Annotated in this window: 8 protein-coding genes and 1 pseudogene; 2 read left to right on the forward strand and 7 right to left on the reverse strand. The window is 47.3% G+C overall.

Going from position 1 to position 12,697, the window contains the following annotated elements:
• The 4 genes from V6C93_RS00140 to V6C93_RS00155 all read right to left on the reverse strand — a co-directional run.
• The coding region (locus V6C93_RS00140) for an ATP-binding protein (protein ID WP_333474609.1) at nt 1–511 on the reverse strand (511 nt) is incomplete at its 3' end.
• A gap of 252 nt (nt 512–763) precedes the next feature.
• Nucleotides 764–3,064: a CHASE2 domain-containing protein gene (locus V6C93_RS00145; protein WP_333474610.1), complete on the reverse strand. Its 2,301-nt coding sequence runs from the start codon at nt 3,062–3,064 to the stop codon at nt 764–766.
• Nucleotides 3,065–3,142: 78 nt separating this feature from the next.
• Nucleotides 3,143–4,081 carry a DUF1822 family protein gene (locus tag V6C93_RS00150; protein ID WP_333474611.1) on the reverse strand — a complete coding sequence of 313 codons (939 nt, stop codon included), beginning with the start codon at nt 4,079–4,081 and terminating at the stop codon, nt 3,143–3,145.
• A gap of 46 nt (nt 4,082–4,127) precedes the next feature.
• Complete coding sequence (locus V6C93_RS00155) at nt 4,128–5,027, reverse strand: hypothetical protein (protein WP_333474612.1); 900 nt, start codon at nt 5,025–5,027, stop codon at nt 4,128–4,130.
• A gap of 394 nt (nt 5,028–5,421) precedes the next feature.
• Between V6C93_RS00155 and V6C93_RS00160 the strand changes: the two genes are divergently transcribed.
• A complete protein-coding gene (locus V6C93_RS00160) occupies nt 5,422–6,846 on the forward strand; it encodes a calcium-binding protein (RefSeq protein WP_333474613.1) in 1,425 nt (474 codons plus the stop codon).
• A gap of 264 nt (nt 6,847–7,110) precedes the next feature.
• On the opposite strand, the gene V6C93_RS00165 is transcribed toward V6C93_RS00160, so the two are convergent.
• Together V6C93_RS00165 and V6C93_RS00170 are read right to left on the reverse strand one after the other, a co-directional pair.
• The gene (locus V6C93_RS00165; RefSeq protein WP_333474614.1) at nt 7,111–7,473 is read right to left on the reverse strand and encodes a hypothetical protein; all 363 of its coding nucleotides are present in this window, start codon (nt 7,471–7,473) and stop codon (nt 7,111–7,113) included.
• Nucleotides 7,474–7,622: 149 nt separating this feature from the next.
• A complete protein-coding gene (locus V6C93_RS00170) occupies nt 7,623–10,760 on the reverse strand; it encodes a YrzE family protein (RefSeq protein WP_333474615.1) in 3,138 nt (1,045 codons plus the stop codon).
• A 240-nt stretch (nt 10,761–11,000) separates the two neighbouring features.
• Here V6C93_RS00170 and V6C93_RS38030 point away from each other — a divergent pair.
• Nucleotides 11,001–11,203, forward strand: a pseudogene (locus tag V6C93_RS38030) (cation:proton antiporter); the annotation flags it as partial.
• Between the two features lie 246 nt (nt 11,204–11,449).
• On the opposite strand, the gene V6C93_RS00180 reads toward V6C93_RS38030, so the two are convergent.
• Entirely contained in the window at nt 11,450–12,217 is a 768-nt protein-coding gene (locus V6C93_RS00180; protein WP_333474617.1) for a hypothetical protein, read from the reverse strand.
• Nucleotides 12,218–12,697 lie beyond the last annotated feature (480 nt).

Raw genomic sequence — 12,697 nt, forward strand, 5'->3', positions numbered from 1 at the left:
ATGCTTGTCCATAATCCCAAATTTTCATCTCTACGCGTTCATGGAACACTGCTATTTCAAGTTCAATCGGTGTTTGCCAAGATAAACCTCTGTGGGCATGGCGAACAGCATTAGTAAAACCTTCGGCTAGAATGAGTTGGCACTGCATCAAAACCGTTTGAGAAATTGGCAGATGCCTTAACTGATTGAACCATTGCAAAACCTGGTCTAACTCCTTGAGGTCTGTCCTAACTTGCAGATAAAATTTTTGGAGGGGATTGTCACAGATGGTTTGTTGCTGACTTGGATATTTCAATCCATTCATGGGCTTGAAATACTCAATTCCACGCTCTAAAATACTAGCTTTTTGGAGATATGGTGACTGATTGAGACCTTTTACTTCATAATTTTTAACAATTAATAGACAATTTCTTTGATCAGGAGTGGATATATAACTCAAATGATCTGATAGCTGAGACATGAGTTTTATACCCCATCCGCCTTCAGGAAGTTGATCTACATTCTTAGACATATTGGCTCTCCTTGTTGTAAAGGTTGGCTATGGAGACTCCCTGACCGTTAAAGGGACTTGCTCTACGGGGGAAGATACAAGACCCTTGCTCTTTAAGTTAAGTTGTGCGTAATGGATTCAAAGCGATCGCTGATGTTTTAGGCTCTCACTAGCTACTCAATAAAAAAGCTCTAGAATTTCTGCAAAAGTTATAAAAATAAACATTATTTGGGTTGCTTAGGAGTCGTTTCCTACAAGGAGTGCTGACTACGGCTATCGGCTGGAAAATCGGGGATAGGCAACCGCACCCCCTGTAATCACTAACGCCAATGCTGCCGGAACGAACGGTAGCCAACCACCTTGGAGCAAGAAAGCCCAGCACAATCCGTATAAAAGCGTGACAGAGAGGGTCAGCGTCAGAACCAGGATTAGTGGCGATCGGGTAGCATAGGCTTGGCGCGATCGCACCATCCAAACCACTATTCCACCCGTCAGCGACCAAACCCATACCCAGAGAGTATCGCCCCAATGGGATAGCCACCAAATCAGAGGGCGTCCATCCTCAACCGCACTGAGCATCTGACTCACCATGTGTGCATGAACGTCCATCCCTCGCATTCTGCCGTAAGGAGTGTCGTGATAGTCTTGAACACTCGCAGCGGTAATGCCGATCAGAACGACTCGGTCTTTTACCCACTCAGGTTCCAATTTCCCGGTTAAAACCTCCTTGAGTGTAACTTGCTGGGCAATCTGGGAGGCGGCACGGTAGTTGATCAACACTTGGTTTCCTCGCGCATCCAGGTTTTGGTATCCTCCACTACGAGACCCTAAGCGTTTAAAGACAACGCTGCCAAACTGCCAGTTTTTCTCTAGAGTCGTTTTTGCCGGGATGCCCTTAGCTTCTAAGTATCGGTAAGCTAGTTGCAGGCTGAAGGAATAGGGTGTCTTGCAAGGTGAACGAGGAGATATTGGGTTTGGGCTACGAGATTGGAGATAGCGACGAACGGTGTGATCGGGCTGGTCATTTTCTAAGTCAATAAAGGCTACTTGTTTGGCTGGGCTGTTGGGTAGGGGAGCGATCGCATCTTCTGGGCTGCTGCCAAGCGCACACGCCGTAACGAGACGTTGATTTTGCTGTAACTGAGTGACCAATGACTCATGACCTGGCGGTACAGGTTGGTCGCGAACCATATCAAGACCGATCGCAACAGGTCGATATTGCTCCAGCTTTTCAATGAGCCGAGCCAGAACGGCATCGGGTAGGGGATGCTTGTATTCACGGATATCCTCTTCATCCGCTCCAACTAATAGAATGCGAGAATCGGCTGGTTCAGAAGGACGTTGACGGATGAGCTGGTCGTAGCTTTTTAACTCCCAAGTTTGCAGTACCCCTAGCGATCGCACACCCATGAGTACGCTGGTTACAATTAAACTCATTCCCAAGATTCTTCGGAAGCGATGCCAAAGGGGTAATGTTGGGGGTGTTGAAGGTTCGGGCAATTCTGGCCATATCAGAGGCATAGCTGCCGGATTCTGGCAAATAACTGGTAACCAACTAGCACAGGGAAATTCATCCTCTAAACCTTGCAGTCGCTGCCGTGCTTCCTGCACGGCTAGATAGAGAGGCTTGCCACTAGCAAAACTGTCCAGAAAATACTTCAAAAATTCCTGTGCCACGCGGTCTGGCACTGGCTCCCGCATGACAATCAATTGTGGGATGTGTAGCTGTTCTAACTCCCTGGCTAATCCCAATCCATCACAGGAGTTGAAAATCGCCAGCTGTAATCCGCCTTCAACCGCTTTTTTCAGGGCGAAACTCAGTTCGTCAAGAGTTAAGCTATCCGTCTGGTTGAGATAAATCCGCCCCCTTTCACCTTCAGTCTGACTATGACCCGCGAAAAAGAAAATCTCCCAAGCTTGCTCCCAAAGTTGGTCGTTTAATTCCTGGCGTTGCGGTTCCACCAGAAATGTTGTAGCGGCGTTGGGTAAATTCTCCAATCGTTGTCGGTCTTCCTCAACTTTAATGCCTTCGCTATTGCCTAAAATCGCTAGAATTTTGACTTTGTTGCGATGGGGAGGCATCTCAACCCTTGGAGGTCGTTCGTACTCCAGACAACTGAGTCCAATTTCCACAAAGCTGTAACGCTGTAATAATTCCCACTGGTGCCAGGGGAGTTGCCAGAGTTGCTGGCTGTCGGCACGAATCAGCAGCTGCACCTCGTCAGCCGTGCTGACTTTTTCTAGCCACTTCTCTCGGATCGACAGAAAAGATTCAGCTCTGAGCCAGGTATTGAGGCGATCGCGAAATTCAAAGGCTTGGTTACGACACTCTTGTTTCCTCGTTTTGAGAGAACCATCAATCCTAGCTCCTTTGGCTTTAATGATACGAGTAGCTTTTCCCAAACGGCGATAGGTTGACTGCCAGCCGCTATACTTTGCCACAAGTTCCGTTGCGGGAGGCAAGTTTCCTAGCATCTCGACTTCCGGGCGATCGCCTTCTGACCCAATTTCCAGAGTCACCCGAAAGCCTTGCTTGAAATCACCATCCAGCTTGAGTACAACTAACTTTCTCATCGCCACCTCCTAGCGTAGACGCGTTCGGCGAAACCGTTGCTGAAAGCTAGCGGTTTGCCTGAAGGCATCGCTGCTCTATTAAATGACAAAATTCTCTGTCACGCTGACATCACCCAAAGCCACCTTAACGCCAAAACGGTCTCCCGCTTCCCCTCCAAACTCCAATTGAATCGTCTGATTATCGCTTCCCGCATGGACATGCATAACCGCTTCTCCATCCTCATTGAGCACCATCAGCTGTAAATTGGAGGGCAGATAAGTTTGACCGTTTGTCGGCTGCACTTCTACGCTAATATCCATGTCCTGCTCTGATTCTCCACTAAGCGAGACAATCAGCGCCACCGATCGCTCTGGTGTTGCCAACTCAATCTGCTTGCACCGCCTAATATCTGCTTGGGGGACGCCTCTAAAGCTAAATGCTAGTTCTGTGGGTTGGGTGGCTAAAAGACTTTCCACAGCTTGCCAACCGGCTTCAAAGATATCCTCAAACCATTGGCTCAGGTTGACTACGGGTTTGATTTTATTCAGGTTATTCAGGTACGCTGGCAACTCTTGGAGCGATCGCAATTGGCTAACAGCTAACTTTGAGCTGGACGCCTTTTCCACAAACCCCAGCAGCGTTGCTTCTCTCAATGACTCAGAAAGCTGCACCACAACATAGCCCATTCGTTGTTCCCAGACTTCTGGAGGAACGCAAACAACCTCAGCATCTGGCAACACAGGTCTACACTCCAACTTCCCGCAATCTTTCAGTGCCAAATCAGCCGTATCCATCAGCATCTGCATCATGGGGTTCCAACTGTCGCTTCTCTCTAAATTCGTCTCAAATCCTCGACATTGTAGGTAAACATTTACGGCATACACTGCCAGAGTATTGAGATAAACCTGTTTGGCTTTGTGAGGATTGGAGTGGTAACGCCGGAACTCCTGTGCTCGCGCATGAGCCTCCAAAGCTAATGGAACTGTGAAAATCCAAGGTTCAAGAGTGGGGTTAATAATGGATTGATTCGGGTTCATTGATGTTGCCTCTTTGAGGGGGAGAATAACTTTGAAGCTGGGGTAATTATTGACTAAAATGGGAGCGAAGCTTTTCGCAAGAGCGTTGAAAAAAACTACTTAATGTTGGTATAGGTATTCTGAAGTTCGTTGAAATCTCTTCCCAGCTTTGACCCGAAAATCTGGCTAGCGCTATAGCTTGGAAATTAGCATCAGAACGATTTCGGATATGTGTCTTTTTAAACAGATTTTTAGCATCCTCCTCTATAGATTCGCGAAGTTTGTCAAACAATGAAGGTGATTCATCAGAGGGTAATCTCTCTTCCAAATTACTCAGTGAAGGTAAATCTACGATTTTTGGGTCTTTGAATTCTCGGCTGGTCTCTATAATTACGCGATCAAGTCGAAAATTGACCCATGTCATAAATTTTTTGTCCTGACCACGTTCGGGATCATATTTGTCAATCTTCCGACAGACATACATCAAGGTTTTATTCACCGCTTCCTCATAAAGCAGGTCGTAAAACTGAGGGGAGAATCTTGTGCGATGTGGGCGGCTCAGCTTGCCCGATAGCCGAATGGCTTCCACCAATTCCCCTAAAGCATGTTGTCGTAAGTCGGAAAAGGGTGGGTGCCGTTGGGCTTCTAAGGCTAGCTTTTTGAGTTGCACATCATCCAAGACTGTTCTAAAAGCATGATTCCGCAGAGTGTTGACCCATGTTCTTACAGGGATACGTTTTGGGTTGTAGTTACTAAGTTCTTCACCTACCTTATGTAAAAGTTGCTGTTGTGCTTGCTCGTAAATCTCCTGATAAACACCAGATAGAGGTTGACCAATAGGCGGACGACCAATTTTGCGCGATCGGAGAATTTCTTTGACCAGTTGCGTTAACGCCAACCGCCACTCCTCAGTTTGGGGAGGGTGTTGTCTTGCTTCTATGATTAGCTGTTCAAGTTGCTCATCCATAGTCATGAAAGTACCACTGGAAGTGCAACTCGTGAATAGAGCGTTCACTATTATTTTCGTTTCTTCAAATAACCCAAAGCCGAATTGATCTGATACTTCTGTTGTGTCTGGTTAACGAATAGGCGTCATTCTGAGTATTTATTCATGGCGGACTAAATTGTGGAACTTCTGTTCATTACTCAGCCTAAAGAACCAGCATTTTATGCAGTTTGTTACATAAATTAATTTTTGATGCTTTGCATAAAACACTGACTGTTTGAGTTGAGTAATAGTCAGACGGGAGGGAAAGGAAGCTTAACCTTCAGTGTAAATATCAACCGCATTGAACTGATGACTGCATTCATGGGCTAACGTCTACCGTGGACATCAGTTAGAAATAAAAGGAGCAATTAAAATGGCAAGTTATCCTACCAATGGTGATGACCTCATCTTCTTGACTAACAATGATGAAATTATCGACGCTCTCGCTGGTAACGACTTCGTTTATGCCTATGGAGGTAACGACAAGATATTCGGCGGTGAGGGCAATGACGGCGTACTTGGGTATGGTGGCAATGACACACTGTATGGCGAAAATGGTAACGATTCCTTGAATGGCAATCAAGATAACGACACCCTATATGGTGGTGAGGGCAACGATATCCTTGGTGGCGGCGGCTATGATGACTCTGGCGATGACGATATGTATGGCGGTACTGGCAACGACCAAATGTATGGCGGTACTGGCAACGACTACCTTGATGGTTGGGAGGGTAATGACACCTTATATGGCGGGAATGATATTACCGGGACGGATAGTGGTAATGACGTCCTAGTGGCTTGGAAGGGTAACGACTTGATTTATGGAGGAGATGGTAACGACTGGCTAGATGGCTCTTACGACAACGACACCCTGTATGGCGGCGATGGTGACGATACCCTGGGTAACAGCGTTGTCCCAGAACCTGGTGACGACTTAATGTATGGGGAAGGTGGTAATGACCTACTTTATGGCGGCGACGGCAAGGATACCCTATACGGTGGCAACGGCAAGGATACCCTATACGGTGGCAATGGCAAGGATTCTCTATACGGTGATAGTGGAAATGACGAGCTGTATGGCGAAGCAGGGGATGACTACCTAGATGGCTGGACGGGTAATGACACCCTATATGGTGGGAGCGATATTACCGGGCTAAATAGTGGCAATGACGTCCTAGTGGCTTGGAAGGGTAACGACTTGATTTATGGAGGAGATGGTAACGACTGGCTAGATGGCTCTTACGACAACGACACCCTGTATGGTGGTGAGGGTAACGATACTTTGGGTAACAGCGTCGTCCCAGAACCTGGTAACGACTTAATGTATGGGGAAGGTGGCAACGACCTACTTTATGGCGGCGATGGCAAGGATACCCTCATCGGTGGCACAGGTAACGATACATTCGTTGGAGGCGCAGGGGATGACAGCTTAACGGGTGGTGGTGGTAGTGATAGGTTCCTTTACGATACAGGTGCTGCCTTTACGAGTGCCTCTGTCGGTAAAGACGTGATCACTGACTTTGTCCACAATACCGATAAGATTCTTCTAGACAAGACTACTTTTACAGCTATTAGCAGTGCAGCCGGTACTGGTTTTAGCCTCGTTAGCGAGTTTGCGATTGTTGGTAGCGATGCAGCAGCCGCAACAAGCGGTGCCGATATTATTTACAACTCTGTAAATGGCAACTTATTCTACAACCCCAATGGCTCGGCGTCGGGCTTTGGGTCAGGCGGTTTGTTCGCCACGCTAACAGGTCATCCAACACTATCAGCTAGCGACTTTGTGATTCAGGCATAGTAACGCAAGTGTCAAATCTGAGCTAAGCTTTGGAGTTTGGCGACATTAATAAACTTGGGGGTAATGACTTTATTACCCCACTTCGGCTGCTATAAGCCCTAAACAAACAAGCCTCTCTATATAAATAGACAGAGGATAGAGAGGCTTGCTGCAACCAAGCTGACGCGATCGCATCCATATCTCGCTAAGGAACACCGCACAGCCTTTTCAATTTTTCCGCTACTACAGCCTAGCTAGACGGTGCGATCGCTAGCGATTAGTCTACTATCGCTCCATCCGGCTTAAATCTCTGAGAAAGAACTGGACAGCGCTTAAGTAACTTTCGTCAGAGAGCTTAGAATTTGGCAATCTGTTTGCCTTCACCGCACTCTCAACAAGAGCTTCGGGACTCAGTTCTCCAGTTTGGTAAGCCATCAGAAACTGAGTATAACCGGGAATTCCTTGCTCGGAGAATTCACCCCGATAAGCTCGATAGACAAGATTGAAAGGTGTGATTTGATGTGCTTCTTTTGAGGTGCTGTCCATCTGTGTGCCATTAGGCACTGAAAGCACATCAGCTCTGGCAGCAGGTACAACCGTGGCAGAGATTAGGAGAATAGATAATCCCCCGCCAATTAAGCGTTTCATAAATTTTTTTTAAAATTGGGTGCTTCTTAAACGTACTCAAAGCCTAGAGACTACGCTTCTGACAAAGGGTGTAGCGCTAAAAAAAAACCAGCCTCTCCCAAGGAAGAGGCTCGATTTATAAAATGAAATGGAGCTAATTGGTTCAAACTTTACCCAGCAACCGCTAAAGCTCCCGCAACGGCTGAAGCGATCGCAGAAACGGATGCCGTGCCAAACAGCCACCAAGCCGCCGATGCTGCGGCTTTCCGCGTTTCTTCTGCCTGACGCTGAGCTTGATGCTTGACCTGCTCAATGCGTCGTTGGGCGTCCTGTTGCAGACGTTCTGCGCGGTGCAGCACGCTGTTACGGGTACGCTCAAATTGGTCAATGATTCGGTTGGCATCCGCTTCCGAGATATCCTCACGGGAACTCATGAGTGCAACTAAAGTATCCCGGTCAAACTGACTCAAGCGATCGCGCATCGCCTCAAACCCAGCACCGGGGTCATCAAACAACTTGCGCAGGTCAGCCTTGATGCCATCGTAGTTGAGTTCAGGGCGATCCAGGCTGTTGAGGTAGTTGCGGATTTTGGCAAAAATTCGGTCAACGGCGGCCTGGATGCTGAGTTGCAAATCGCGCATTTGTGCCATCATTTGGTCGCGAACGCCCAGGATTTGATCGACCACGCGGTTTACATCTGCCTCCGAGATATCCTCCCGTTGGGACAACAGCGCTACCAGGGTATCCCGGTCAAAGTGAGACAAGCGATCGCTCAAACTCGACATTCCAGCACGGGGGTCATGCAGCAGTAGCTGAACATCACGCTTAATCGAGTCGGGATTGAGTTCGTCCTTCCCAGTCGAACGCAGGTAATCAGCGATCGCACCTTGGAAATCTTGTACCTGACGCTGAGTCCGTCTGGCAAGACGTCGGGGTGCTTTGACGATGTTGCGAATTGTGGATTGTACCTGGTCAATGATCTGATTGACTTGCTCCTCACTCAAATCCTGACGTTGAGAGAGCAACTTGACTAAGGTATCCCGATCCACACGCGCCAAACGTGATCTGAGTGCATAAGCACCCGCTCTCGGATTTTCCAGCAATCGGGTTAAGTCTCGCTGAATACCTTCGGGGTTGAGTTCGGCTTTACCCGTAGACCGCAGATAATCGGCAATAGACGACATCACTTGGTCGTATTGCTCTTTAGCTTTTCCTGCGATTTGTTGGGGTGCGTGACTGACACGAGTCCACCCTCTTTCTATGCGATCGAGCGTTTGATTGATTTGCTCTTCACTTAGGTCTTGACGCTGGTTCAATAGCTGCACCAACGTATCGCGGTCAAAGCGAGCAGCTCTCGCCCGAAGGGCAGCTAATCCTGCTCCTGGGTGATCCAAAACCATTTTCAGCTCCCGCTCAATGTGATCGGGATTGAGTTCGGCTTTGCCGGTGTCGCGTAGTAAGGACTGAACTTTGAGCCACTGAGCTTCAATTTGTGCCTTGGCAGCTTCTTGGAGTTCCTGAGATTCAACCAAAGCGCGATCGCGTGCTCGTTCTAACTGAGGGATAATCGCGTCCGCTTCCTCCAGCGTTAAGTCCTGGCGCTGACTCAGCATCTTAGCCAAGGTAGAGCGATCGAACTGAGCCAGACGATTGTTCAGGTCTCCATAATCCGCATCTGAGTCTTCCAGAATCGGTTTGAAATGGAGCTGAATTTTTTCTGGAGTTAGGTCTTCTTTGGGAGTCGTGAGCAGATATTGTTCCACTTCGTGATATAGAGCAAGCGTTCGCCCTCGCTCTTGAGCCGCCCTCGCTTCAGTCAAAACCTCCAACCGAATCGCTTCTAGCGAGTTGGAAATGTCTCTAATTTGCTTCTGAGTAAACAGACCCTTCTGTTGCAGCAAGTCTGCAAAATCTGACCGATTCAACGGCTCCAATTCATCAGCTACAGTTCCTGGGTCAGCGGCTGGGTCATAAAGTACATCCCTAAACTCCCGCTCAAGAATGACCCGATTCGTCATCTTCCAGACAGGAGTATTGAGCAGGTAGTCTTCCACATCTGTCCGAACCGTGCTATGCGGTAAAACCGATGTATCACTGCTCACCTGAGCGGTAATTTTACCCGCTTGGTCACCCACTTGGTCTCTGACCTTTTTCAGTTGACCGACCACTTTTTCCACATCCAAATCGGACAGATCGGTTCGTCCCATCACCAATCCAATCAGGCTGTTCACCCCCAGCGTCATCGCCTGAGCGACCGGACCAGCAGGCTGTTGCTCTTTCTCCTGGGACTGACGGCGTTGGCGCAATTCTCCAACGAGTTCGTCCAGCTTCTGACTAAAGTCCCGTCCTAGCAGTTGCTGTGCCGTAGAATTTTTCAGGTAATCGACCAATTCCCCCATTGCATCTCTTTGCGGGGGTAGCTGGTTCACCGTTTTCTTCCAAGCGGCTTCGAGCTGATCGGCAAGCCGATTAACATCCCGTTTGGATAAATCAGTACGGCTGCTCACTAAATCCACAAACGTCTGCCGGTCAATATCGCGGAGGTTGCCACTCTTAGCAATTTCCCTCAAATTCGGGTCATTGAGTAAGTTTTCAAATTCAGAGCGAATGGCTTGCACATTTAACTCTGGAGGCCGCAGCGCTTGTAGGTAATCCTCAACGTTCTCCCGAATACTTACCGGGTCAATGGCTGAGGTCAATTCACGGCGGAAAGCACCAGCAGCGGCTTCAGCTGTAGCCACCACTTGCCGACTGGCAACACCACCGCCAATCGCAGCAGTAGCCGTCCCCACAATCGCTTGAAAGCCGGAAATTGCGGCATGGACGACTGACCCGACGAGAGAACCCACGGTGGTCGCACTGACCACAACCAAGAGTGAGAAGTAGGTAGCCCAAATCACTAGACCAACGATCGCTCCGAACCACCAGCGATCAAATAAGCTCAGTTTCACCGCCAAGAAACAGGCAATGAATAGGGCAATGGTAACAGTCACCACCGTCCAAACCCCTACACCGGTGCTAATTTTGCGAATCGTACCGCCCAGGCTTTCGTCATCATCTTTATCTGAATCTGAATGGGATGGACGCCCCAAGTAAGAAATACCCAGGGCAACGGAGAGGTTGGTTAACAATAGCTGAAAGCCGAACGCCAACAATACTCCAGACAGCAACGCTGTAAAAAATTTGGGCCCACTAAAGACCAGAGCCGCTTTCTCTGCCGTGTCAATATCGGTAGCGGATGGAGCCACCTGTGCCAACCACGATATCCAGCTACTGCTTTCCAGTGCTATTCCCCCACTGTCAAACATGATTTTTTCCTCGTCAAAATTTTTATGTTGCGTAAGTCTAAAGATTCTTGAATCAAGAGCCTCTGATTTCGAGCGAATTAACTTATACCGTTCAGAATCGTTGGCTAGGAGGGTCTAAGTCATCTCCCCACGGTGTGAAACAGTCGAGTCTGTATCTCTGCCACCGTGGTACAGTTGAGCGATCGACCAGAAGAAATCTAGCTGTTTGAGCGGTTGCGACTTACTAGGATTGTTGGTTGAATCTTGGCGGATGTGGTGGTAGACCCGAACGGACTCGGTCTTGTGGCGGGGGATGAGGCGATTGTCCTGCTCGATACGGTGGGTCTGTTTTTTTTGATGTTTATGGCGGGCTTGGAAACCAGCCTCCAAGACTGAAATACAACGCCGACAAAGCGGCTATTTTGGGGTTAGCAACTTTTGTTATTCCGATAGTTCTGGGGACGGATTGAATGTTGCTCTTAGAATACTGCCTACTGGCTTCAATAGTAACTCAATGTAAATAGCGTATATGTAAATGAAAAAGGTTGGAAAGGCAAAAGCCTCCCAAGGGAAACTGGGTCATCCAGAACACAGCAAGAATTTGAGCGACTCGTATCGGTCGGTCGCTCAAAGTGCAACGCATGTCCTCATTGAGACCTGAAACTATTGGAAATTAATAAATTATAGCCGTCATTAATCTTCTAAAGAGCTTATCGATTAGGGCAAGAGGCTCCTGCGGAATTGGAACTAAATTCCCTTAAAATGAGCTGAGTAGTATTGTTGAAGAATATAGATAATTGACCTGTAAAGTTAGCATTAGCTGATTCTTGATTTCCTCCAAATGACCTTGTAAAACTTGTTTGGCTGGGTAGAAATGTTATGTTTGAGCTATTGAATGGATCAAGGAGAAAATCACTACTATTGACAGAATCTAATCCAGAGGTAAGGGTTAAGAATGCTAAGGGATTATTCAAGTCATTAGCATCAAATAACTGGAACGCTATACTTCCAAAAGCATTTGCCACTTCAGAGTCAGAATCCACGCTAGTGTTTAGCTTTAACAATCCCTGAAAGTCCAGAGAAAATGTTTCGCCTGCTCCAACGCTGAAGTTGTAACCGGCTAGTCTTGCAGAACTTTGCGCCGTCCCCGAGTAGTCACTTCCATTTCCCTGAACTGTACTGAGAGATTGACTGAAGGCTGTTGTTCCAGAGGGACGAGATGAGTCGATGGTAAAATTCGCATCCGATTGGGATTGGGTAACAACTTGACTATTATTGGTATTGGTACTCGGCGAAGTATTAGAGGTTTTCGCGGTCTCAATGGTGAGAGGGTTATGGCTAAAATTGCTAAACTCTAGAGTTGCCTGAGAAGTAGCTAGAGTAGCAGCCAAGCCTGGTAATGCAACGAATACCGAGCCAGTAACTAAAGGCGTAAGGCATAACAATAAGCGCTGCACTAGTTTCTGATTGACTTTCATGGATGCCTCTCTTGGATTTCAATAATTTTCAGACATTAACCCTCGTTTCAGCCTAAGTCCCTGATAAATTTTGTCGAAAAAGCACCCGTATTTTGGCTTCAATTTTATTACCTTAACTGAACATTTATTTCTTAAGTTGATGTTTCAGTTTTCCAAAGTAACGATATCAGGCTTAAAGTTCGGGTGACTAAGATTTTGATGCTCAGCTCGCTTGCTCAAGCGGTTAACTCTCCACAACATTATCCTACTGCTGGACGACTAACTTAGCTGTAAAGTTGCTATGAGCATATGCAACTTCTATTTAAAGATTCTTGTAAGTTCAGTTTTTCCCTAAAATTACCGCTCTTCAAAAAATAAGCAAACATCTCTGAAATCCTTATGAATGATGGCTTGCGTCTATTTGATCACAGCTTATATTGATTTAGATCACAGACGATTTAAAATTTCAATCACTTCGATTTTGATAAATATGAATTCTCA

Source organism: Allocoleopsis sp. (assembly GCF_036703385.1).
In the GTDB taxonomy this organism is placed as follows: Bacteria; Cyanobacteriota; Cyanobacteriia; order Cyanobacteriales; family Coleofasciculaceae; genus Allocoleopsis.

Excerpts from the sequence above, each read along its gene's own strand:
- V6C93_RS00180 (WP_333474617.1), bottom strand. The coding sequence starts at position 12,217 with ATGAAAGTCAATCAGAAACTAGTGCAGCGCTTATTGTTATGCCTTACG.
- V6C93_RS00150 (WP_333474611.1), bottom strand. The coding sequence starts at position 4,081 with ATGAACCCGAATCAATCCATTATTAACCCCACTCTTGAACCTTGGATT.
- V6C93_RS00170 (WP_333474615.1), bottom strand. The coding sequence starts at position 10,760 with ATGTTTGACAGTGGGGGAATAGCACTGGAAAGCAGTAGCTGGATATCG.
- V6C93_RS00165 (WP_333474614.1), bottom strand. The coding sequence starts at position 7,473 with ATGAAACGCTTAATTGGCGGGGGATTATCTATTCTCCTAATCTCTGCC.
- V6C93_RS00145 (WP_333474610.1), bottom strand. The coding sequence starts at position 3,064 with ATGAGAAAGTTAGTTGTACTCAAGCTGGATGGTGATTTCAAGCAAGGC.
- V6C93_RS00160 (WP_333474613.1), top strand. The coding sequence starts at position 5,422 with ATGGCAAGTTATCCTACCAATGGTGATGACCTCATCTTCTTGACTAAC.
- V6C93_RS00155 (WP_333474612.1), bottom strand. The coding sequence starts at position 5,027 with ATGGATGAGCAACTTGAACAGCTAATCATAGAAGCAAGACAACACCCT.